The following is a 23,090-nucleotide window of genomic DNA, read 5'->3' as shown; positions in this document are numbered from 1 at the left end:
TGGGGCTGCCGTAGGAACTCGCAAGGGGTGCTCAGGGCCAGAGCCCCGAGCACCCCTTGCGCGCCGCGCTCAGGCGAGGCGTGCGCGGATCGCCTCGACCGCCTCGGCCAGCGGCACCGGCGCCTGCTCGCCGGATTCCATGTCCTTCAGCTGGACCGCGTTCTCGGCGAGGTCGCGCTCGCCCGCCACGATCGCGTAGCGCGCACCGCTGCGGTTGGCCGCCTTCATCGCGGCCTTCAGCCCCTTGCCGCCGTAAGAGAAGTCCGTGGCCACACCCGCCTTACGGAGCTCGCCGACCAGGCCGAAGAGGACCTTCCTGGCCTCCTCCCCCAGCGGCACCGCGAAGACGCTGACGGCGTCGGGCAGCTCCAGCTCGACGCCCTCGGCCTCCAGCGCCAGCACCGTACGGTCCACGCCGAGCGCCCAGCCCACCGAGGGCAGCGCCGGGCCGCCGATCATCTCCGACAGCCCGTCGTAGCGTCCGCCGCCGCCGACCGCGGACTGCGAGCCCAGCCCGTCGTGGACGAACTCGAAGGTCGTACGGGTGTAGTAGTCCAGGCCGCGCACCAGCTTCTCGTCGTCCTCGAAGGCCACGCCCCGCGCGGTGAGCAGGTCGCGGACCTCCGCGTGGTACGCCTTGCACTCCTCGCACAGGTAGTCGCGCAGCAGCGGGGCGTCGGCCAGTTGCCTGCGGACCGCCTCGCGCTTGTCGTCCAGCACCCGCAGCGGGTTGATCTCGACGCGCCGCCGGGTGTCCTCGTCCAGGTCGAGGCCGCGCAGGAAGTCCTGGAGGGCGGACCGGTAGACGGGGCGGCAGGTGGCGTCGCCCAGTGAGTTCAGCAGGATGCGGAAGTTCCGGAGCCCCAGCGAGCGGTAGGCGTCGTGGGCCAGGATGATCAGCTCGGCGTCCAGGGCCGGGTCCTCGGCACCGATCGCCTCCGCGCCGACCTGCGAGAAGTGGCGGTAGCGGCCCTTCTGCGGCCGCTCGTAGCGGTAGTACGAGCCGGAGTACCAGAGCTTGACCGGCAGGGACCCGGCCTTGTGCAGATTGGCCTCCAGGGCGGCACGCAGCACCGAGGCGGTGCCCTCGGGGCGCAGCGCGAGCTCGTCCCCGCCCTTGGTGGTGAGGGTGTACATCTCCTTGGTCACGATGTCGGTGGACTCGCCGACGCCGCGCGCGAAGAGTTCCACGTTCTCGAAGCCGGGGGTCTCGATATAGCCGTAGCCGGAGCGCTTGAGCGGTGCGGCGAGCGCCTCGCGCACCGCGAGGTACTTGGCGGAGTTCGGCGGGATCAGGTCGTACGTGCCCCGGGGGGCCTTGAAGGTGCTCAACGGAAGTCTCTCGTCACATTCCTCGTCGCGGAGCCGGGCGCTGTACGCCGTCTCCCAGGCCGGCGGCCACCTCGCGCAGATACGGGTTGGCGGCACGCTCACGGCCGATGCTGGTCTGGGGGCCATGGCCGGACAGCACCACGGTCGAGTCGTCGAGCGGCAGGACCACACGGGCCAGCGACTCGAGTATCTCGGCGTGGTCACCGCCGGGCAGGTCGGTGCGTCCGATGGAGCCGGCGAAGAGCAGATCGCCCGAGAAGAAGACGGACGGGATGTCCGCCTGCTCGGGCATCCGGAAGGTCACCGACCCCTTGGTATGGCCCGGGGCGTGCGCGACGGAGAACTCGAGACCGGCCAGCTTCAACTCGGCGCCGTCGGCCAGCTCCTTGACGTCGTCCGGCTCGCCCACGGTGAGCTCGCCCATCAGCGGCATGCCGATGGAGCGCCCGAGGGCCTTCTCGGGATCGCTCATCATGAAGCGGTCGGACGGGTGGATCCAGGCCGGTACGTCATGCGCGCCGCAGACCGGGACGACCGAGGCGACATGGTCGATGTGGCCGTGGGTGAGGACGACGGCGACGGGCTTGAGCCGATGCTTGGCGACCGCCTCCTCGACGCCTTGGGCCGCCTGATGGCCCGGGTCGATGATCACGCACTCCTCACCGGCGGCGGGGGCGACCAGATAGCAGTTGGTCCCCCAGGCCCCGGCGGGGAACCCGGCAATGAGCACGATCGTCCTTAAAAGTCGTCCGGTGGAGGTTTGTCGGCAGCACCAGAGCCTACCGGCGGCGCCCCCGCCACAGCGAACCCGTATACGGTACGCCCGAACCCTCATACACAACAGCAGGACACCGACGGCACACGCCATGAGGAGACGACCCGGTGGTCAGTAACGAGCAGCGGCGGCGGCAACTCGCCCGGGAGAAGTACCTTCGGCAGCAGCAGCGGCGCGAAACCGCCCGGCGCAAAGCGCGCCAGCGCAATGTGGTGATCGCCTCCGTACTGGCCGTGGTCCTGGCCGGAGGCGGCGCCGTGGCGGCCACCGGCGCCCTGTCCGGGAACGACAAGGACAAGAAGGACGACGCCGCCGCGTCCGGCACCCCCTCGGCCGCCGCCACCAGCAAGGCTCCGGACCCGTGCGCCAAGGAGGCGAAGAAGGTGGCGGACCAGAAGCCGAAGAAGCTGTCGTGGAAGAAGGAGCCGTCGATCACGATCGACAAGTCGGCCTCCTACACGATGAAACTGGAGACGACCTGTGGCGACATCTCCATCGCCATGGACGCCGGCAAGGCGCCGCACACGGTCAACTCCTTCGACTTCCTGGCGGGCAAGGGGTTCTTCGACCACACCAAGTGCCACCGCCTGGTGAATTCGGGGATCTATGTGCTCCAGTGCGGTGATCCGCAGGGCACCGGCGCGGGCGGCCCCGGCTACACCATCCCGGACGAGAACCTGAAGGACTCCTCGCTCAAGGGCGGCAAGTACCCGGCCGGCACGGTCGCGATGGCCAACCAGTACAACCCCCAGACCAAGCAGGGCCGGAACACCGGCGGCAGCCAGTTCTTCCTGGTCTACCAGGACAGCGAGCTCCCGGCGGACTACACACCCTTCGGCACCGTGGACGAGGCCGGTATGAAGGTCCTGAAGAAGATCGCCGACGCCGGGGCGGCTCCCGCGGACCAGACGATGAACACCGCCCCGAACGCCAGCGTGGTGATCAACAAGGCGACGGTCACCAAGTCCTGAGGTGGCTGACGTGCGTACTGCGAAATTTCGGTCGCGCAGGATACGGACAGCCGGGGCACCGGTCGCCTATGTTGGCGTTGTGTAGGGTGCCTGCCCCTGGTGGCCGCCATCCTGCTGTGAGACCGGCCGGGCGTATCCCGGCCGGAAGAAACTGTGGACGATGCCCACGGGCCGCGCGCCCGCCCCGGCATCATGTGGAGGAGGCGCTGTGAGCAGCGAGCCTTGGGGCCGCGTCGACGAGGCGGGGACCGTGTACGTGCGTACGGCCGACGGTGAGCGGGTCGTCGGGTCGTGGCAGGCGGGATCGCCGGAAGAGGCCCTCGCCTACTTCGAGCGCAAGTACGACGGTCTGGTCGTCGAGATCGACCTCCTCGAGCGCCGGGTCAAGACCACCGACCTGTCGGCCAAGGACGCGACGACGGCCATCGATCACATCCGGCACCAGGTCGACGAGCACCACGCGGTGGGCGATCTGGGCGCGCTCAGGGAGCGGCTCGACAAGCTCGCCGAGCAGGTCGAGGTCCGCCGCGAGCAGCGCAAGGCGGCCAAGGCGGTCCAGGCCGACGAGGCCCGCAGGGCCAAGGAGGAGCTGGTCGCCGAGGCCGAGCAGCTGGCCGCCAGCGAGCAGTGGCGGGCGGCCGGGGAGCGGCTGCGCGCCCTGGTGGACACCTGGAAGGGGCTGCCCCGCCTGGACCGCAAGACCGACGACGAGCTGTGGCACCGCTTCTCGCACGCCCGCTCGGCGTTCTCCAAGCGGCGCAAGGCGCATTTCGCGGCGCTGGACGCCCAGCGCGAGGAGGCCCGTCAGACCAAGGAGAAGCTGGTCGCCGAGGCCGAGGCGCTCTCCGGCTCCACCGACTGGGGTCCGACCGCGGCCCGGTACCGGGAGCTGATGACGGACTGGAAGGCCGCGGGCCGGGCGCAGCGCGAGGCCGAGGAGGACCTGTGGAACCGCTTCCGCGGTGCGCAGGACATCTTCTTCCAGGCGCGCAGCGAGGTCTTCGCGGAGCGCGACGCCGAGCAGCGGGAGAACCTCACCCGTAAGGAGGAGCTCGTCGTCGAGGCCGAGAAGCTGCTGCCGATCTCGGACCTGAAGGCGGCCCGCGCGGCCTTCCGGTCGGTCAACGAGCGGTGGGAGGCCATCGGCCATGTGCCGAGGGACGCCCGCGCCCGGATCGAGGGCCGGATCCACGCGGTGGAGCGCGCCATCCAGGAGGCCGAGGAAGCGGAGTGGCGGCGGACCAACCCGGAGGCGCGGGCCCGCGCCGAGGGGCTCACCGGCCAGCTCCAGGACGCCGTCGACAAGCTCCGCGCCCAGATCGACGCGGCCCGCGCGGCGGGGAACAACGCGAAGGCCGACAAGCTCTCCAAGGAGCTGGAGGGCCGCCAGGCGCTGCTGGACCAGGCGCTGAAGGGGCTCCAGGAGTTCGGCGGCTGACCCCACCCGGCCGACACGGGATACGGCGGCGGCCCCCGGCGCGAGGCGTCGGGGGCCGCCGTCGTACGCGCGCTCAGCGGGCGCGGGCCGAGGCTCAGCGGGCGCGGGCCGAGGTGACCCGGTAGACGTCGTAGACGCCCTCGACGCCGCGCACGGCCTTCAGGACGTGGCCCAGGTGCTTGGGGTCGCCCATCTCGAAGGTGAAGCGCGAGGTGGCGACCCGGTCGCGGGAGGTCTGCACGGCCGCGGAGAGGATGTTGACGTGCTGGTCGGACAGCACCCGGGTGACGTCCGACAGCAGCCGGGACCGGTCCAGCGCCTCGACCTGGATGGCGACCAGGAAGACGGACGACTGGGTGGGCGCCCATTCGACCTCGAGGATGCGCTCGGGCTGCTGGGAGAGCGAGTCCACGTTGACGCAGTCGGCGCGGTGCACGGAGACGCCGCTGCCGCGGGTGACGAAGCCGATGATGGGGTCGCCGGGGACCGGCGTGCAGCAGCGGGCCAGCTTGACCCACACATCCTCCACGCCCTTGACCACGACGCCCGGATCGGCGCTGGAGCGGCGCTTGGCGCGGCTGCGGATGGGCGGGGCGGTCTCGGCGATGTCCTCGTTGGCCGCCTCCTCGCCGCCGAGCGCCTGGACCAGCTTCTGCACCACGTTCTGCGCGGAGACATGGCCCTCGCCGATGGCCGCGTAGAGCGCGGAGATGTCGGGGTAGCGCATCTCATGGGCGAGGGTGACCAGCGAGTCCCCGGTCAGGATGCGCTGGATGGGCAGGTTCTGCTTGCGCATCGCCCGGACGATCGCGTCCTTGCCCTGTTCGATGGCCTCGTCGCGGCGCTCCTTGGAGAACCAGGCGCGGATCTTGTTACGGGCGCGCGGCGACTTGACGAAGCCCAGCCAGTCACGGGAGGGCCCGGCGCCCGCCGCCTTGGAGGTGAAGACCTCCACCAGGTCGCCGTTGTCGAGGGTGGACTCCAGCGGCACCAGCCGCCCGTTGACCCGGGCGCCTATGGTGCGGTGGCCGACCTCGGTGTGCACCGCGTAGGCGAAGTCGACCGGGGTGGCCCCGGCCGGCAGCGCTATGACATCGCCCTTGGGGGTGAAGACGAAGACCTCGTTCCGGGACAGGTCGAAGCGCAGGGACTCCAGGAACTCGCCCGGGTCCTCGGTCTCCTTCTGCCAGTCCAGCAGCTGCCGCAGCCACGCCATGTCGTTGATGGCGTCGTCCTTGCCGGCCCGGCGGGGCACATCGGTGCGCACCTTGGATGCGCCGGCCACCGCCTCCTGCTTGTACTTCCAGTGCGCGGCGATGCCGTACTCGGCGCGGCGGTGCATGTCGAAGGTGCGGATCTGGAGCTCGACCGGTTTGCCGCTGGGCCCGATGACCGTCGTGTGCAGCGACTGGTACATGTTGAACTTGGGCATCGCGATGTAGTCCTTGAACCGCCCCGGCACCGGGTTCCACCGCGCGTGGATGGTCCCGAGCGCCGCGTAGCAGTCGCGGACGGTGTCGACGAGCACCCGGATGCCCACCAGGTCGTAGATCTCGGCGAAGTCCCGGCCGCGCACGATCATCTTCTGGTAGACGGAGTAGTAGTGCTTCGGCCGGCCGGTGACGGTCGCCTTGATCCGGGCCGCCCGCAGATCGTTCTGCACCTGGTCGGTGACGACGGCCAGGTACTCGTCGCGCTTGGGGGCCCGCTCGGCGACCAGCCGCACGATCTCGTCGTACATCTTGGGGTAGAGGATCGCGAAGGCGAGGTCCTCCAGCTCCCACTTGATCGTGTTCATGCCCAGGCGATGGGCAAGCGGAGCGTAGATCTCGAGGGTCTCGCGGGCCTTCTTCTCCTGCTTCTCCCGCTTGAGGTAGCGCATGGTGCGCATGTTGTGCAGCCGGTCGGCGAGCTTGATGACCAGCACCCGGGGGTCCCGGGCCATGGCGACGACCATCTTGCGCACGGTCTCGGCCTGGGCCGCCTCGCCGAACTTGACCTTGTCCAGCTTGGTGACGCCGTCGACGAGCAGGGCGACCTGGTCGCCGAAGTCACGGCGCAGGGTGTCCAGGCCGTACTCGGTGTCCTCGACGGTGTCGTGCAGCAGCCCGGCCATCAAAGTGGCCGGATCCATACCCAGCTCGGCGAGGATCGTGGTCACCGCGAGGGGGTGGGTGATGTACGGATCGCCGCTCTTGCGCTTCTGGCCGCGGTGCCAGCGCTCGGCCACCTGGTACGCGCGCTCGATCTGGCGCAGCGTCGAGGCGTCCGCCTTGGGGTCGTTGCCCCGCACGATGCGCAGCAGCGGCTCCAGCACCGGGTTGTACGGGCTGGAGCGCTGGACGCCCAGGCGCGCCAGGCGGGCCCGGACGCGGTTGGACGAGCCGGTGCGGGGGGCGGGGCTCTGCACCGGGCGCGCGGGGGGCGTGGTGGCGGGCAGGGCGCTGCCGCGGCCGGGGGCGGGCTTGGGGTTCGTCTGCTCGGGGCCGCGCCGGGCCGGGCCGCCGCCACCGTTGTTGGACACGCCTGGGGCCGCCGTCGGCTCGGCGGCGGTGGGCGCGTCCGGCTGTGCGGAGGGGGTTCCGCCCGGACGGACTTTGGGCGAGAGCGGCTGGGCCTCGTCTGGCAAGGGCACTCCTCAAGCGGTCCGGACCTCAGGAGGTCGGGCTGCCATGGTATCGATCCCGCCACTCCGCTTGCCTCCCGACCGTGAAGCGGGGGCAGGACGCGGGCATGGGCGGATATGACGGAGGGCGGGGACCCGGCGGTGCGCCGTCCCCGCCCTCCGGCGGTCGTCCCGGCCCGGTGCGCGGGCCCGGACCCTGCTCAGACCGTGATCAGGGCCTCCAGCGGGGCGCTGTCGAGCGCGCCCAGCAGCCGGCCGCGGCCGTCGAGGAAGCCGAGCTCCAGCAGCACGGCGACCCCGGCGACCTGGGCGCCGGCCCGCCGGATGAGCTGGAGGGAGGCCTCGGCGGTGCCGCCGGTGGCCAGCACGTCGTCGATCACCAGCACCCGGTCACCCGGCTCCAGCGCGTCGGCGTGTATCTCGATCTCGGCGGTGCCGTACTCCAGCTCGTACGCCTGGCCGAGCGTGGCGCCGGGGAGCTTGCCGGCCTTGCGGACCGGTACGAAGCCGATTCCGGCGCGGACGGCGGCCGGGGCGGCGAGGATGAAGCCGCGCGCCTCCAGGCCCACCACCTTGTCCGCCCGGTGGCGGACGCACAGCTCGGCGAGCGCTTCGGTCAGCGCGCCGAAGGCGGCGGCGTCGGCGAGCAGCGGGGTGATGTCCTTGAACATCACGCCCGGCTCGGGGTAGTCCGGCACGTCCTGGATCCGGCTGAGCAGCAGCGCGCGCAGCTCCTCGGCGGCGGCGCCGCCGAAGCCGTCCGGACTGCCTGCCGGAGTCTGTGTCACCTCTGCCTCTGTCATCTGGGTGTCCCCTCGCCCTTCCCGCTCAGCGCCGCTTGCCCGAGGGCCGGCCGCGGCCCCGGTTACGGGAGGCGGGCTGGCGGCGCTGGCCGACGACCCCGGCGGGGGCCGCCGCGGCGTCCTCCAGGTCGCGCGCGTCGTCCTCCTCGGCCGCCGGGTCGGTGGCCTCGGTCTTGGCCGCGGCGGCGCGCTTGGCCTTCACCCGCTTGGCCAGCGCCTTCATCTTCGGGTCGCGCTCCTTCAGATCGGCGACCAGCGGGGTCGCGATGAAGATCGAGGAGTACGCACCGGCGGCGAGGCCGACGAAGAGCGCCAGCGAGATGTCGTTGAGCATGCCGGCGCCGAGCGCACCGCCGCCGATGAACAGCAGCGCGCCGACCGGCAGCAGCGCCACGACCGTGGTGTTGATGGACCGCACCAGGGTCGAGTTGAGGCTGCGGTTGGCGACCTCGCTGTAGGTGAAGCGGGTCTGCTTGGTGATGTCCTTCGACGCTTCCTTGAGACCGTCGAAGACCACGACGGTGTCGTAGAGCGAGTAACCGAGGATCGTCAGCAGACCGATCACCGTGCCCGGGGTGACCTCGAAGCCGACCAGCGCGTAGACACCGACGGTGATGGTGAGGTCGTGGATCAGCGCGATCAGGGCGGCCAGCGCCATCCGCCATTCGAAGGCGATGGCGAGGTAGATCACGACCAGCACCATGAAGATCGCCAGACCCTGCCACGCCTTGCTGGCGATCTGCTCGCCCCAGCTCGGGCCGACCAGCTGGGTGTCGATCTTGCTGGTGGTGACGTGCAGCTCCTTGGCGAGCTCCTCCTGGACCGGCAGGGCCTCCTTGGTGTCCAGCTCGCTGATCTGGATCCGCACGCCGCCGCGGCCGAGCTCCTGGACCACGACGGTGTGGTCGCCGGCCGCCTTCTCGGCCGCCTGACGCAGATCGGAGGCGGAGACCTTGGTGTTGTTGGGGGTGGTGAAGACCGCGCCGCCGGAGAACTCGATGCCCATGTTCAGGCCGCGCACCGCCAGGCCCACGATGGCCGTGATGGTGATCAGTATCGAGACGCCGTACCAGATCTTCCGCTTGCCGACGAAGTCGTAGCCGACCTCGCCTCGGTAGAGCCTGGCGCCGAGAGTGCCGAGTCGCGACATCTCACGCCTCCTTCGTGTCGGCGGGGCCGGGGGCGGCGGGACGGCGACGGCGCAGCGGTGGCTTGACCCCGAGGCGCTTGGGGTCCAGACCGGACCACGAGTGGCCGTTCCCGAAGAACGGACGGCGGGCGAGGATCGTCATCAGCGGCTTGGTGAAGAGGAACACCACGGCGATGTCGAGCAGCGTGGTCAGCCCCAGGGTGAAGGCGAAGCCCTGCACCTTGCCGACGGTGACGATGTAGAGCACCGCGGCGGCCAGGAACGACACGAAGTCGGACACCAGGATGGTGCGCCGGGCCCGCGGCCAGCCCCGCTCGACGGCGGGGCGCAGCGAGCGGCCCTCCCGGATCTCGTCGCGGATCCGTTCGAAGTAGACGATGAACGAGTCGGCGGTGATACCGATGGCCACGATCGCACCGCAGACCGCCGGGAGGTTCAGCGCGAAGCCGATACCCGGGCCGAGCAGCACCATGATCGTGTACGTCAGGATCGCCGAGACGCCGAGGCTGGCCATGGCCACCAGGGCGAGGCCGCGGTAGTAGACGACCAGGTAGACCACGACGAGCGCGAGGCCGATGGCGCCGGCGATCAGACCGGCCTCCAGCTGCTCACCGCCGAGCGCGGCGGAGACGGTGGTCTCGTCGGCGATGTCGAAGGACAGCGGCAGCGCACCGTAGGACAGCACGTTGGCCAGGTTCTCGGCGCTCTGCTGGGTGAAGCCGCCGGAGATGGTGGCCCGGCCGCCGGTGATGGCGCCCTGGGTGACCTCGGGGTCGGAGACGACCGCGCCGTCCAGGACGATCGCGAAGCGATTCTGCGGGGAGGTCTTGCTGGTGAGCTCACCGGTGGTCTTGGCGAACTTCTTGGAGCCCTTGCCGTTGAAGTCGAGCTGGACGATCCAGCCCGCCCCGTTCTGGCTGTCGAAGACCGCCGAGGCGTCGTCCACGTCGGTGCCCTCGACCTCGGAGGGGGCCAGGATGAACTTGGCGTCGCCCTTCTCGCTACAGGCCAGCACGGAGTCGGTCGGCTTGGCGTTGGCCGCCTTCTCGGCCGCCGCGGCGCGGCCCGCCTTGGTGGTGCAGTCCAGGTTCTGGAACTGCTTGGTCAGGTCGTCCTGGCTGGTGGAGTCCGAGGGGCTGGTGGACTCGTCGGCCTTCGGGGTCTTCGTCGGCGAGGGGCTGTCGCTGGGCGTCTTGTCGGCCTTCAGGCCCTCGGAGAGGGCCCGCCCCTGGGTGCTGGGGCTGGCGGTGGCGGAAGAAGACGCCGAGGACGACGCCGACGGTGTGCCGGACGCCTTGTCGTCCTTGCCGGAGCTCTTGTTGTCGCCCTTGTCGCCGGCGCTGCTGGACGGGCTGGGGGTGGAGCTGGGCTCGGGGGTCTTCTCGCCGCTGGTGGTCGTCGTCACCGGCCGGAAGTAGAGCTGGGCGGTGGTGCCGACCTGCTGCCGGGCCTGCTTCGCGTTCGTCCCCTTGGGGATGTTCACGATGATGTGCTTGTCGCCCTGCGTCTGGACCTCGGCCTCGGACACGCCCAGACCGTTGACCCGCCGCTCGATGATGCTCACGGCGGTGTTCATGTTGTCCGAGTTGATCGCGTTGGGCTTACCCGGTTGGTTCTTGGCCTCCAGCGTGAAGCTGGTGCCGCCCGCGAGGTCGATACCCAGTCGCGGCGTGGTGTGACCGGAGGCGAACATCCCCGCGGTCAGGCCCACGATGGCGATCAGGATGACGGCCAAGGCGCGCCCTGGCCTGCCCTGTGACCCTGAGGACCTGCGGCCCTTCTTCGGTGCTGCCACCTTCTCGTATCTCCCTGTCCAACCGCCCGGCATCGGGTGTGCGCCGGGCGGCCACGAAGTCTTGTGGGGACGAGCCCCGCCGGAGCCTGGACCGTCCCAGGGAACCGCGGCGCGCCGATCGGGGCGTGCCGCGGTTCCCGGGTGACGGACTTACTTCGCGTCGGTGCCGCCGTCCCGCTTGTCGTCCCCGGAGGCGTCCGCCGCGGGGGCGTCGTCCTTGCCGAGGTCGATCTTCTTGGCGTCCGTCGTCCCGGCCTTCTCGTCGGCCTCGCCGGCCTTGTCGGCGGGGGCGTCGCCGTCGGCGGCCTCGGTCAGCGAGGAGGCGTCGTCGGGTACGACAGGGGTCTCGGTGGCGTCCTCATCGGGGTCGATGCCGTGCACGATGCGGTTGTACTCGTCGTCCGGGAGGATGGCTCCCACCGCGTTCTTCGCGTAGATCGCGTGGACGCCGGGGGCCACCTCGAGGAGGACCGTGTCGTCGTGGACCTCCTTGACCGTCGCGTACATGCCGCCGATGGTCCGCACGCCGCTGCCCGGCTGCATCTCTTCGCGCATCTGCTGGGCCTGGCGCTGCTTGTTCTTGGCCGAACGCGTCATCAGGAACATGGCCCCGATAAGCACGATGAACGGCAGGAGAGTCACGATATTCACGGGACGGAAATTCCTTCACACGACCGCGGGGAGCGGCCTGGTCTACGGGGGTGGGTATACCGCACAGTGAGCGGACGGCATACGGACGGCATCGGCGGAGTCTAAGCGAGCCCACGCCAATGGAACAACGCCCGGCGCGGTACCGGGGTTCCTGACCCCGCCATTATTGGTCCTCTACGCCATGATGCCGGGTAAGCGAGCGCTTAGGCGTCGCTATGCCTCGAACAGGCCCGCCTGACCGCCGCCGGCGGCCTGCTGCGGTGGGGTGAGTCCCATATGGGCCCAGGCCGCCGGGGTGCCGACCCGTCCCCGGGGGGTGCGGGCCAGCAGCCCCTCCCGGACCAGGAAGGGCTCGGCGACCTCCTCCACCGTCTCACGCTCCTCCCCCACGGCGACCGCCAGGGTCGACAGGCCCACCGGGCCGCCGCCGAAGAGCTTGAGCAGGGCGCTGAGCACCGCCCGGTCCAGCCGGTCCAGGCCGCGCTCGTCCACGTCGTACACGGCGAGGGCGCTGGCGGCGATCTCGCGGGTGATCACGCCGTCCGCCTTGACCTGGGCGTAGTCGCGCACCCGGCGCAGCAGACGGTTGGCGATCCGGGGGGTGCCGCGGGAGCGGCCCGCGATCTCGGCCGCGCCCTCGGCCTCTATGGTCACGTCGAGCAGCCCGGCGGAGCGGTGGAGGACCCGCTCCAGCTCGGCCGGGGCGTAGAACTCCATATGGCCGGTGAAGCCGAAGCGGTCGCGCAGCGGGGGCGGCAGCAGCCCGGCCCGGGTGGTGGCGCCGACCAGGGTGAACGGGGGCAGCTCCAGCGGGATGGCGGTGGCCCCGGGCCCCTTGCCGACGATGACGTCGACGCGGAAGTCCTCCATCGCCATGTAGAGCATCTCCTCGGCAGGCCGGGACATCCGGTGGATCTCGTCGAGGAAGAGCACCTCGCCCTCGGTGAGGGAGGACAGGATCGCGGCCAGATCGCCGGCGTGCTGGATGGCCGGGCCGGAGGTGATCCGGATCGGGGCACCCATCTCGGCTGCGATGATCATGGAGAGGGTGGTCTTGCCCAGTCCGGGCGCGCCGGAGAGAAGCACGTGGTCGGCGGTGCCACCGCGCTGCCGGGCCGCCTTGAGCACCAGGTCCAGCTGCTCGCGCACCCGCTCCTGCCCGACGAACTCGCCGAGGTCCTTGGGGCGCAGCGCGGCCTCCACCGCCTGGTCGTCGCCGTCGGCGTCGGCGCCCAGCAGCCGCCGGCCCGCGCCGGGCGGGGCGTCGTCGGCGGTTGCCGGTGCGGTCTCGTCCCAGTTCACTGCGTTTCGCCTCGCGATGTCGTCTGGAGTGGTGCCGCCGGCCGCGGCCTGCCGCGCCGGCGGTGGCTCACCGTGTGCGGTTCAGGGTCTGGAGGGCGGCCCGCAGCAGCTGGGCCACCTGGGGCGTGCCGCCCGCGGCCACCGTCTCCTCGGCCTGCGGGGTGACGGCGGCGACCGCCTCGTCGGCCTCCCGGGTGGCGTAGCCGAGGCCGACCAGCGCGGTGTGCAGCTGATCGCTCCAGCCGGGGGCGGGCGCGGAGCGGGCGCCGGGCACGGCGGAGCCGAGCGGCTCGCCGAGCCGGTCCTTGAGCTCCAGCAGCAGCCGCTGGGCCCCCTTCTTCCCGATGCCGGGGACCGCGGTGAGCGCCTTCTCGTCCCCGGTCGACACCGCGCGCCGCAGCGCGTCCGGGGAGTGCACGGCCAGCATGGCCTGGGCCAGCCGGGGGCCGACCCCGCTGGCGGTCTGGAGCAGCTCGAAGACCTGGCGCTCGTCGTCGTCGGCGAAGCCGTAGAGGGTCAGCGAGTCCTCACGGACGACGAGGGAGGTGGCCAGCCGGGCCTGCTCGCCGACGCGCAGCCCGGACAGGGTGGCCGGGGTGCACTGGACCGCCATGCCCACCCCGCCGACCTCGATCACGGCGGTGTCCGGGGCGACGGCCGCCACCGGACCGGAGACGAACGCGATCATGAGATACGGCCTTTCGTGGTGCGCACGGTGCTCGTGGTGCCCGAGGGGCGTGCGGTGCTCGTGGTGCGGTGGGCGGCGACGGCCTGCTGGAGGCGGTTGGTCGCGGGGGCCCGCCAGATATGGCAGATGGCGAGCGCCAGGGCGTCGGCGGCGTCGGCCGGTTTGGGCGGTGCGTCCAGCCGCAGCAGCCGCGTCACCATCGAGCCGACCTGCGCCTTGTCGGCGCGCCCGGAGCCGGTCACGGCCGCCTTGACCTCGCTGGGGGTGTGCAGCGCGACCGGGAGCCCGCGGCGGGCCGCGCACAGCATCGCGACGGCACTGGCCTGGGCGGTGCCCATGACGGTGCGCACATTGTGCTGGCTGAAAACCCGCTCCACGGCGACGCATTCGGGCCGGTGGATATCCAGCCACTCCTCGATGCCGCGCTCGATCAGGACGAGCCGGTCGCCGATCGCGGCGTCCGCCCCGGTCCGTATGACGCCGACGCCGAGCATTCGCAGCGGGCGGCCCGCGACCCCCTCGACCACACCGACGCCACATCGGGTCAGCCCCGGGTCCACGCCCAGCACGCGCACCGCGCCCCTCCCCTCACCGGGTTTCGGTCACCTGTTCCGGCAGGCTAGCGGCTGCCGCCGACAACACCGGCCGACAACGCCGACGGGCCGGTGGGGTGGTGCCCCGCCGACCCGTCGCAGTTGCCGGCCGCCGCGCCGATCGGGCGTCAGGCGTCCACCTTGGCCATGACCTCGTCGGAGACGTCGAAGTTGGCGAAGACGTTCTGCACGTCGTCGCTGTCCTCGAGTGCGTCGATCAGCTTGAAGATCTTGCGCGCGGCCTCTTCCTCGAGCTGGACCTGCATCGTGGGCACGAAGTTGGCGTCGGCCGAGTCGTAGTCGATGCCCGCGTCCTGGAGCGCGGTACGGACCGCGACCAGGTCGGTGGCCTCGCTGATGACCTCGAAGGACTCACCGAGGTCATTGACCTCCTCGGCGCCCGCGTCCAGCACCGCGCCCAGCACGTCGTCCTCGGAGAGCTCGCCCTTGGGGACGATGACGACGCCCTTACGGTTGAAGAGGTACGACACGGAGCCCGGGTCGGCCATCGAACCGCCGTTGCGCGTCATCGCGACGCGGACGTCGGAGGCGGCGCGGTTGCGGTTGTCGGTCAGACACTCGATGAGCACGGCCACGCCGTTGGGCCCGTAGCCCTCGTACATGATCGTCTCGTACTCGGCGCCACCGGCCTCGAGACCGGCACCGCGCTTGACCGCGCTGTCGATGTTCTTGTTCGGAACCGACTGCTTCTTCGCCTTCTGGATGGCGTCGAAGAGCGTCGGGTTGCCCTCCGGATCGGCACCGCCCATCCGGGCCGCGACCTCGATGTTCTTGATCAGCTTCGCGAAGAGCTTGCCGCGCTTGGCATCGATCACGGCCTTCTTGTGCTTCGTCGTAGCCCATTTAGAGTGGCCGGACATCCGCCTGTCTCCTTCGCGTAACCCATTGCTGTACGAACGCCTGAGATCCTACCGGGACAGGCTCAGCCCGTGGCGCGCACTGCCCTCCCGTCTCCCACCACCCTCGGCCGAGCGCTACGCGCGCCCCACCATCTCCACGAAGAGCTGGTGCACCCGGTGGTCGCCGGTCAGCTCGGGGTGGAACGAGGTGGCCAGGACGTTGCCCTGCCGGACGGCGACGGTGTGCCCGTCGAACGTGGCGAGCACCTCGGCACCGCCGCCCACGGACTCGACCCACGGCGCGCGGATGAAGACCCCCTCGACCGGGCCGCCCTCGATGCCCTGGACCTCGATCTCGGCCTCGAACGACTCGTTCTGACGGCCGAAGGCGTTACGGCGCACGATCATGTCGATGCCGCCGATGGTCTCCTGGTCGTCCCGGCCGTCGAGGATCTTGTCCGCGAGCATGATCATGCCCGCGCAGGTACCGTACACCGGCAGTCCGGCCCGGACCCGCTCGCGCAGCGGCTCCAGCAGCCCGAAGACGACCGCGAGTTTGGACATGGTGGTCGACTCGCCGCCGGGGATCACCAGGCCGGCGATCTCGGCGAGCTCCTCGGGACGGCGGATCTGCCGGGCCGTGGCCCCGGCCGCGGTGAGCGCGGCGAGATGTTCGCGTACGTCGCCCTGGAGGGCGAGCACACCGATCACGGGGGCGGAGGTGGACGTGGACGACGTAGTCACGGAAGCGAAGACCTCTCGGACGTCAGGGGCACCACGCGCCGGGCCGGACGCCGGGACGCGTGGTGCCAGGTGGTGCCGTGCGGGCGCCGGTTACCAGCCGCGGCTGGCGTACCGCTCGGACTCGGGGAGGGTGTCGCAGTTGATGCCGACCATGGCCTCGCCGAGGTTCCGGGACGCGTCCGCGATGACCTTGGGGTCGTCGTAGAAGGTGGTGGCCTTCACGATCGCGGCGGCGCGCTTGGCCGGGTCGCCCGACTTGAAGATGCCGGAGCCCACGAACACGCCCTCGGCGCCGAGCTGGCGCATCAGCGCGGCGTCGGCCGGGGTGGCGACACCGCCGGCGGAGAACAGCACGACCGGCAGCTTGCCGGTCTGCGCGACCTCGGCGACCAGCTCGTACGGGGCGCGGATCTCCTTGGCGGCGGCGTAGAGCTCGTGGTTGTCCAGACCGCGCAGCCGGGCGATCTCGCCCTTGATCTGACGCAGGTGGCGCACCGCCTCGACCACGTTGCCGGTACCGGCCTCGCCCTTGGAACGGATCATCGCCGCGCCCTCGGCGATCCGGCGCAGCGCCTCGCCCAGGTTGGTGGCGCCGCAGACGAACGGGGTGGTGAAGGACCACTTGTCGCTGTGGTTGACCTCGTCGGCGGGGGTGAGGACCTCGGACTCGTCGATGTAGTCGACGCCGAGCGACTGGAGCACCTGGGCCTCGACGAAGTGGCCGATCCGCGACTTCGCCATGACCGGGATGGAGACGGCGTTGATGATGCCCTCGATCATGTCCGGGTCGGACATCCGGGCCACGCCGCCGTCCTTACGGATGTCGGCGGGCACCCGCTCCAGGGCCATGACCGCGACGGCACCGGCGTCCTCGGCGACCTTGGCCTGCTCGGGGGTGACGACGTCCATGATCACGCCACCCTTGAGCTGCTCGGCCATACCGCGCTTGACGCGGGCGGTGCCAGTCGCGGGGGCCTCGGAGTTGGACGTGCTGGCGGGCGTGATGGACACGGTTTGACCTCACTCGGTGATGAAAAGTGCGATGAACCCATCGTAGGGCTGTTCGATGCCGGTACATGACCCGGCCATCTGGTCCAGGTCTCAAGCGTGTGTGTTACACGAATGACAAAAGCGGGTCCGGGCACGGCGCGGCAAGGGCCAATCGGAGGCCTGTGGCTCGAAGCGCCCCGGACCTCCCCGGCGCGCGGAAAGCACGGAAGGCACACAGGCGCGGAAGGCACGCAGGCATGCAAGGCGCCAGGGTCCGGGGACGCTTCAGTCGGTGTGCGGCTCGCCTCCGCGCTCGGGCTCCTCGGTGTCCGGCACCCGCCCGAGGGCCGGCGGGGGCTCGTCGTCCATCTCGAAGGCGAGCGGAAAGGGCGCGTGGCCGGCCAGCCGGAACCAGCGCACCGTGCGATGGCGGCGCAGCGCCCGCGCCGCGCGCACCGCGTCGTTGTGGAACCGCCGGGCCATCGGCACCCGCCTTACCGCCTCCGTGAGCTCCCCCAGCGCGTCCTCACCGCCCGGCGCCTGCCGTACCGCCTCGGCCTGTGCGCCGTCCTCGAAGACGGCCCGCAGCGCCTGGCTCAGCTCGCTCTCGGCGACCTCGCGGTGCTCCTCCTCGGCCTGCCGGGCGGCGTGCGCGGCCTGGTACAGCACCATCGAGGCGGCCGGGTCGAGCACTCCGGCGGTGGCCAGCTCCTGCGCGACGGAGGCACGCCGCAGCAGCTGTGCGTCGAGGGCGGCCCGCGCCGCGTCCAGACGGCTGTGCAGCCGGTCGAGACGCCCGGCGGTCCAGCTCAGATAGACGGCGATGACGACCAGGGCCACCGCGATCCAGATCAAGGTGCTCACGGCCCGCCACGCTACCGCCTGCCGCGCCCGCCGGACGGGGCGAAGCCCTGAGCCGCGGCGGCTCGGCACGGCCGCGTACGGCACGGTGGTCCGGCCCCACCGCGCGAGACCCCGGCGGTCCCGCGCAGCGCCCCGTCCGGGAACTCCCGCCAGTCCCGGCACGGGCCCCGGGGCCCGGCGGTCCCACGCGACGCCCCCGGGGCATCCGGCCGGTCCCGACGCGAGCCCCGGAGCGTCCGGCCGGTCCCGGCGCAGGCCGCCGGCCCCAGACGCGTCATTCGGCTAGTCCCGGGCGAGCCCCAGACGCGTCCACAGCCGCGTGCGCTCGTCGGCGGCCACGGACGCCGCCCCGTCCGTCACCGTCTCGTAGACCGCGAGGATGTCCGCCCCGACCGTCGACCAGTCGAAGCGCCGTACGTGCCGGCTGCCCCGCTCGCGCAGCTCGGCCAGCCGCTCCTGGTTGCCCAGCAGCCGCACCGCGGCCGCCGCCAGGGCGTCGGCGTCCTCGTTGGCGAACAGCTCACCCGCCGCTCCCCCGTCCAGCACCTGCGCGAACGCGTCCAGGTCGCTGGCGAGGACCGCGGCGCCCGCCGACATCGCCTCGACGAGGATGATGCCGAAACTCTCGCCGCCCGTATTGGGCGCGACGTAGACATCCACGCTGCGCAGCAGCCGCGCCTTGTCCTCGTCGCTGACCATCCCCAGGAACTCGACGCGCTCCCGCAGCGGCCCCGGCAGACCGGCCACGGCCTCCTCCTCGTCGCCGCGCCCGGCGACCAGCAGCCGTGCCCCCGGCCGGGCCTGGAAGATCTTCGGCAGGGCGCGCATCAGCACCGGCAGCCCCTTACGGGGCTCATCGATCCGGCCGATGAAGCCGATCGTGTCCCCCTGCCACTCCTCCTTCGGCTCGGCGTCGGCGAAGAAGTCCACATCGACGCCGTTGGGGATGACGACCGCGTCACCGCCGAGGTGCTCCACCAGCGTCCGCCGCGCGTACTCGCTGACCGCGATGCGCGCGCTGATCTTCTCCAGCGCCGGCTGGAGGATCGGATAGGCGGCGATCATGGCCCGGGAGCGCGGATTGGAGGTGTGGAACGTCGCGACGATCGGCCCCTGGGCCGCCCAGCAGGCCAGCAGCCCCAGGGAGGGCGAGGTGGGCTCGTGGATGTGGATCACGTCGAAGGCGCCGTCGTGCAGCCAGCGGCGCACCCGCGCGGCCGACAGGAAGCCGAAGTTCAGCCGGGCCACCGAGCCGTTGTAGGGCACCGGCACGGCGCGCCCGGCGGAGACCACGTACGGCGGCAGCGGCGTCTCGTCGTCCGCCGGGGCCAGCACGGAGACCTGGTGGCCGCGCCGGATCAGGTGGTCGGCCAGATCGCGGATGTGGAACTGGACACCGCCGGGGACGTCCCAGGAGTACGGGCAGACGATCCCGATCCTCACGGCTTCTCCATTCGGGAGGGTCCAGGACGTCCCGGACGTCCGGATCCGTGCTCCAGGTCCGCGAGCCACAGCCGTTGCAGCATGTGCCAGTCCTCCGGGTGCTCGGCGATCCCGGAGGCGAAGGCGTCGGCCACCTCCTGGGTCATGACGGCGATCCGCTCCGCGCGGTTCCCGTCCGCGGGCACCTCGACCGGCGGATGCACCCGGCCGCGCATCACCGGCGACTCGTCGTACCAGAGGGTCACCGGCAGCAGCAGGGCACCGGTCTGGAGGGCGAGCGCGGCGGGCCCGGCCGGCATCTTCGCCCGCTCGCCGAAGAACGACACCTCCACCCCGGAGGCCGACAGATCCCGGTCGGCGACCAGGCACACCAGACCGCCCGAGCGCAGCCGCCGGGCCAGCGTCCCGAAGGCGCTCCCGCCCTGGTGCGGCAGCACCTCCATGCCCAGCCCCTCGCGGTAGGCCACGAACCGGTCGTACAGCGACTCCGGCTTCAGCCGCTCGGCGACCGTGGTGAAGGGCACCTTCAGATGCGTGGTCACCCAGGCCCCGGCGAGGTCGTAGTTGCCCATGTGCGGCAGCGCGAGGATCACGCCCCGGCCCGCGGCGAGGCCGTCCACCAGATGGTGCACGTCCTTGACGTCGAAGCCGCCCCCGATGCGCTCCGGGCTCCACACCGGCAGCCGGAAGGACTCCATCCAGTAGCGCAGGTACGAGCGCATGCCCGCCCGGGACAGCTCCGCGAGCCGCCGCGCCGAGGCGTCCGGGACCACCCGCGCCAGATTGGCCTCCAGACGCAGCACGCCCTTGCCGCGCCGCTTCCACGTCTGGTCGGCGATGCGCTGACCGAGGCGCGCCGCGACCGGCTCCGGGAGCTTCTTGACCGTGCTCCAGCCGAGCCCGTACAGCGCGTCGGTCAGCCTGTCCCTCACCGCGTCTCGCCCCCCTGGGGCACCGTCCGCTCCTCGGCCTCCGCCTCGGCGGCCTCCCGGCGCACGGTCACCACCCGCTGGACGAGGGTCACCGCGCTGCCGACGGCCACGATCCACAGCGCGATCGGGAGCAGGATGTCGATATGCGGCACGCCGAACGCGTGCAGACCCGAGAAGCCGCAGGCCACCAGCGAGATCACCAGTCGCTCGGCGCGCTCCACCAGCCCGTTGACGTTCACCGGGAGCCCGATGCTCTCACCGCGGGCCTTGGTGTACGAGACCACCTGGCCGCTGGCGAGGCAGAAGATCGTCACCGCACACAGGACATTGTCGTCCCCCCGGCCCGCGTACCACAACGCCAGACCGCCGAAGATCGCGCCGTCCGCGACCCGGTCCAGCGTGGAGTCCAGGAACGCGCCCCAGCGGCTGGAGCGCCCCAGCTGCCGCGCCATGTTGCCGTCGACCAGGTCGGAGAAGACGAACAGCGTGATGACGACCGTGCCCCAGAAGAACTCCCCCCGGGGATAGAAGACCAGTGCGCCCGCGCAGACGCCGGCGGTGCCGGTGAGGGTCACCACGTCGGGGCTGACCCCGAGGCGGATGAGCAGGGCGGCGAACGGTGTGAGAACACGCGTGAAGAACGCACGCGCGTACTTGTTCAGCATGACCTTCCCGGGGGGTCGAAACGGGCCGGATGGTCAAGGGGCCACCGGCGCGCCCATCGTAGCCACGCCCGGGTGGGCCGCCGTGCACCTGTCGGACAGCTTCGGGGCCCCATGCGTGGTACGGCCGGATGTGCGACGTATGGACGCACCGTTACGGCGGTGGAAAGCTCGAAGTATCGCAAGGTGTCGACCGGGAGGCGAGACACATGGGCGACAAGACGAGTACACACCCAGGGGCCGCCGGAAGGGCAGTGGCGGCCGACCGGCCCAGCTCCCTGCGGAATGTGGTTCTGGTCGGCCACAGCGGGACCGGAAAGACGACGCTGGTGGAGGCCCTCGCGCTGGCGACGGGCGCGGTCAACCGGGCGGGCAGGGTCGAGGACGGCGGCTGCCTCTCGGACCACGACGAGATCGAACACCGGCAGCAACGTTCGATCCAGCTGTCCCTGGTCCCCGTCGAATGGGACGGGATCAAGATCAATCTCCTGGACACCCCGGGCTACGCCGATTTCGTCGGGGAACTCAGGGCCGGTCTGCGAGCGGCGGACGCGGCCCTTTTCGTCGTCTCGGCCGCCCAGGACGCCCTGGGCATCACCGGGGCCACCCGCATGGTCTGGGACGAGTGCGCCGCGGTCGGGATGCCGCGCGCCATCGTGATCACACACCTGGAGGCGGCCCGCGCCGGCTTCGAGGAGATGACCGAACTGTGCCGGGAGAGCTTCGGCGGCGACGACCCCGACGCCGTGCTGCCGCTGTACCTGCCGCTGCGGGGCGCGCCGGGGCCGGACGGGCACGCCCCCGTGACCGGGCTCATCGGACTGCTCACCCAGCGGGTCTTCGACTACTCCTCTGGGGTGCGCACCGAATCGCCGCCCCGGGAGGACCAGCTGCCGCTGATCGAGGAGGCCCGCGGCCGGCTCATCGAGGGGATCATCGCCGAGAGCGAGGACGAGACCCTCATGGACCGCTACCTCGGTGGCGAGGAGATCGACGTCAAGACGCTGATCGAGGACCTGGAGAAGGCCGTCGCACGCGGCAGCTTCCACCCCGTCCTCGCGGCGGCGCCCGCCGCCGAGGGGTCCAAACAGGGCCTGGGCACCACCGAACTGCTCGATCTGATGACCGGCGGCTTCCCCACCCCGCTGGAGCGCGAGGCGCCCGCCGTCACCACCCCGCAGGGCGCGCCGCGCCCGCCGCTGGTGTGCGATCCGGACGGTCCGCTGGCCGCCGAGGTCGTCAAGACCTCCTCCGACCCGTATGTCGGCCGGATCTCGCTGGTGCGGGTCTTCTCCGGCACGCTCCGCCCCGACGAGACCGTGCATGTGTCCGGACACGGTCTGGAGGACCGCGGTCATGAGGACCACGATGTGGACGAGCGGGTCGGCGCCCTGTCCACGCCGTTCGGCAGGCAGCAGCGCACCCTCGCCCAGGCCATCGCGGGCGATCTGGCGTGCGTGGCCAAACTGACCCGCGCCGAGACCGGGGACACGCTCTCGGCCAAGAACCAGCCGCTCCTCATGGAGCCCTGGCAGATGCCCGATCCGCTGCTGCCGGTGGCCATCCAGGCGCACAGCAAACCGGACGAGGACAAGCTGTCGCTGGGCCTGTCCCGGCTGGTCGCCGAGGACCCGACGATGCGCCTGGAGCAGAATCCGGACACCCACCAGGTGGTGCTGTGGTGCCTGGGCGAGGCGCATATGGACGTGGCGCTGGAGCGGCTGCGCAGCCGGTACGGCGTCCAGGTGGACGCGGTGCCGTACAAGGTCTCGCTGCGCGAGACCTTCGCGGCGAAGTCCGCCGGGCGCGGCCGTCACGTCAAGCAGTCGGGAGGGCACGGTCAGTACGCGATCTGCGAGATCGAGGTCGAGCCGCTGCCGGAGGGCTCGGGCATCGAGTTCGTGGACAAGGTCGTCGGTGGCGCGGTGCCCCGGCAGTTCATCCCGTCCGTCGAGAAGGGCGTGCGCGGCCAGGCGGCGCGCGGCGTCGCCGCCGGCTACCCGCTGGTCGACGTGCGGGTCACGCTGCTGGACGGCAAGGCGCATTCGGTGGACTCCTCCGACGCGGCCTTCCAGACGGCGGGTGCGCTCGCGCTGCGCGAGGCGGCCGCCGACGTCCGGATCGACCTGCTGGAACCGGTGGTGGAGCTGGGCGTGCTGATCTCGGACGACTACGTCGGCGCCGTGATGAGCGATCTGTCCGGGCGGCGCGGCCGGGTCGTCGGCACCGAACAGTCCGGCCGCGGACAGACCTTGATCAAGGCGGATGTGCCGGAGATCGAGATCGGTCGGTACGCGGTTGATCTGCGATCGCTGTCGCATGGCACGGGACGGTTCAGCCGCTCCTACGCCCGGCATGAGCCGATGCCCCATCAGCTGGCCGAGCGGATGCGCGAACGCGTCGCCGCCGAGGCGTAGTTCACGGCCCTTCCGTGGCGTACGTCACGGTTCCGCCCGCCCCGGACGCGCCGG

The 23,090-nt window shown here is 71.4% G+C and carries 20 protein-coding genes; 3 read left to right on the top strand and 17 right to left on the bottom strand.

Annotated elements, in window-relative coordinates; all coding sequences use genetic code 11:
* Positions 1–69: 69 nt before the first annotated feature.
* Both hisS and PS467_RS33790 read right to left on the bottom strand, forming a co-directional pair.
* Positions 70–1,332 carry a histidine--tRNA ligase gene (gene hisS, locus PS467_RS33795; protein WP_311038390.1) on the bottom strand — a complete coding sequence of 421 codons (1,263 nt, stop codon included), beginning with the start codon at positions 1,330–1,332 and terminating at the stop codon, positions 70–72.
* Positions 1,333–1,345: 13 nt separating this feature from the next.
* Entirely contained in the window at positions 1,346–2,062 is a 717-nt protein-coding gene (locus tag PS467_RS33790; RefSeq protein ID WP_311038389.1) for an MBL fold metallo-hydrolase, read from the bottom strand.
* A 152-nt stretch (positions 2,063–2,214) separates the two neighbouring features.
* Here PS467_RS33790 and PS467_RS33785 point away from each other — a divergent pair, with 152 nt between their 5' ends.
* Both PS467_RS33785 and PS467_RS33780 read left to right on the top strand, forming a co-directional pair.
* Complete coding sequence (locus tag PS467_RS33785) at positions 2,215–3,078, top strand: peptidylprolyl isomerase (protein ID WP_311038388.1); 864 nt, start codon at positions 2,215–2,217, stop codon at positions 3,076–3,078.
* A gap of 208 nt (positions 3,079–3,286) precedes the next feature.
* Entirely contained in the window at positions 3,287–4,516 is a 1,230-nt protein-coding gene (locus PS467_RS33780) for a DUF349 domain-containing protein (RefSeq protein WP_311038387.1), read from the top strand.
* Between the two features lie 94 nt (positions 4,517–4,610).
* Here the strand turns inward: PS467_RS33780 and PS467_RS33775 are convergent, their stop codons facing one another.
* The 15 genes from PS467_RS33775 to pgsA form a co-directional block, all read right to left on the bottom strand.
* On the bottom strand, positions 4,611–7,145 hold the full coding sequence (locus tag PS467_RS33775; RefSeq protein ID WP_268975476.1) for a RelA/SpoT family protein: 2,535 nt from the start codon (positions 7,143–7,145) through the stop codon (positions 4,611–4,613).
* 197 nt (positions 7,146–7,342) lie between these two features.
* Positions 7,343–7,945: an adenine phosphoribosyltransferase gene (locus tag PS467_RS33770; RefSeq protein WP_311038386.1), complete on the bottom strand. Its 603-nt coding sequence runs from the start codon at positions 7,943–7,945 to the stop codon at positions 7,343–7,345.
* A 25-nt stretch (positions 7,946–7,970) separates the two neighbouring features.
* Entirely contained in the window at positions 7,971–9,095 is a 1,125-nt protein-coding gene (gene secF / locus PS467_RS33765; RefSeq protein ID WP_311038385.1) for a protein translocase subunit SecF, read from the bottom strand.
* A gap of 1 nt (position 9,096) precedes the next feature.
* Complete coding sequence (gene secD, locus PS467_RS33760; protein ID WP_311038384.1) at positions 9,097–10,890, bottom strand: protein translocase subunit SecD; 1,794 nt, start codon at positions 10,888–10,890, stop codon at positions 9,097–9,099.
* A 150-nt stretch (positions 10,891–11,040) separates the two neighbouring features.
* Positions 11,041–11,541 carry a preprotein translocase subunit YajC gene (gene yajC / locus PS467_RS33755; RefSeq protein ID WP_311038383.1) on the bottom strand — a complete coding sequence of 167 codons (501 nt, stop codon included), beginning with the start codon at positions 11,539–11,541 and terminating at the stop codon, positions 11,041–11,043.
* 213 nt (positions 11,542–11,754) lie between these two features.
* Positions 11,755–12,843: a Holliday junction branch migration DNA helicase RuvB gene (gene ruvB / locus PS467_RS33750; RefSeq protein WP_311038382.1), complete on the bottom strand. Its 1,089-nt coding sequence runs from the start codon at positions 12,841–12,843 to the stop codon at positions 11,755–11,757.
* A gap of 67 nt (positions 12,844–12,910) precedes the next feature.
* On the bottom strand, positions 12,911–13,531 hold the full coding sequence (gene ruvA, locus PS467_RS33745; RefSeq protein ID WP_268975470.1) for a Holliday junction branch migration protein RuvA: 621 nt from the start codon (positions 13,529–13,531) through the stop codon (positions 12,911–12,913).
* The gene (ruvC, locus tag PS467_RS33740) at positions 13,528–14,106 is read right to left on the bottom strand and encodes a crossover junction endodeoxyribonuclease RuvC (protein WP_311038381.1); all 579 of its coding nucleotides are present in this window, start codon (positions 14,104–14,106) and stop codon (positions 13,528–13,530) included. Before ruvC ends, ruvA begins: the two co-directional genes overlap by 4 nt.
* 146 nt (positions 14,107–14,252) lie before the next feature.
* A complete protein-coding gene (locus tag PS467_RS33735; protein WP_268975468.1) occupies positions 14,253–15,005 on the bottom strand; it encodes a YebC/PmpR family DNA-binding transcriptional regulator in 753 nt (250 codons plus the stop codon).
* Positions 15,006–15,119: 114 nt separating this feature from the next.
* Entirely contained in the window at positions 15,120–15,728 is a 609-nt protein-coding gene (gene pdxT / locus PS467_RS33730; protein ID WP_311038380.1) for a pyridoxal 5'-phosphate synthase glutaminase subunit PdxT, read from the bottom strand.
* A gap of 90 nt (positions 15,729–15,818) precedes the next feature.
* Positions 15,819–16,739 carry a pyridoxal 5'-phosphate synthase lyase subunit PdxS gene (pdxS, locus tag PS467_RS33725; RefSeq protein ID WP_268975466.1) on the bottom strand — a complete coding sequence of 307 codons (921 nt, stop codon included), beginning with the start codon at positions 16,737–16,739 and terminating at the stop codon, positions 15,819–15,821.
* Positions 16,740–17,003: 264 nt separating this feature from the next.
* Positions 17,004–17,582, bottom strand: coding sequence for a hypothetical protein (locus PS467_RS33720; protein ID WP_311038379.1), 579 nt, complete (start codon positions 17,580–17,582; stop codon positions 17,004–17,006).
* 282 nt (positions 17,583–17,864) lie between these two features.
* Positions 17,865–19,025, bottom strand: a complete 1,161-nt coding sequence (locus tag PS467_RS33715) for a glycosyltransferase family 4 protein (RefSeq protein ID WP_268975464.1) — start codon at positions 19,023–19,025, stop codon at positions 17,865–17,867.
* On the bottom strand, positions 19,022–19,957 hold the full coding sequence (locus PS467_RS33710; protein WP_311038378.1) for a phosphatidylinositol mannoside acyltransferase: 936 nt from the start codon (positions 19,955–19,957) through the stop codon (positions 19,022–19,024). Before PS467_RS33710 ends, PS467_RS33715 begins: the two co-directional genes overlap by 4 nt.
* A complete protein-coding gene (gene pgsA, locus PS467_RS33705; RefSeq protein WP_268975462.1) occupies positions 19,954–20,622 on the bottom strand; it encodes a phosphatidylinositol phosphate synthase in 669 nt (222 codons plus the stop codon). Before pgsA ends, PS467_RS33710 begins: the two co-directional genes overlap by 4 nt.
* Positions 20,623–20,828: 206 nt before the next feature.
* On the opposite strand from pgsA, the gene PS467_RS33700 reads away from it, so the two are divergent.
* Positions 20,829–23,036: an elongation factor G-like protein EF-G2 gene (locus PS467_RS33700; protein ID WP_311038377.1), complete on the top strand. Its 2,208-nt coding sequence runs from the start codon at positions 20,829–20,831 to the stop codon at positions 23,034–23,036.
* Positions 23,037–23,090 lie beyond the last annotated feature (54 nt).

Origin of the sequence: Streptomyces luomodiensis (assembly GCF_031679605.1) — a bacterium.
In the GTDB taxonomy this organism is placed as follows: domain Bacteria; phylum Actinomycetota; class Actinomycetes; order Streptomycetales; family Streptomycetaceae; genus Streptomyces; species Streptomyces luomodiensis.
Note: the sequence above shows the minus strand (reverse complement) of the source record. Positions and strands in the feature narration are given on the sequence as shown.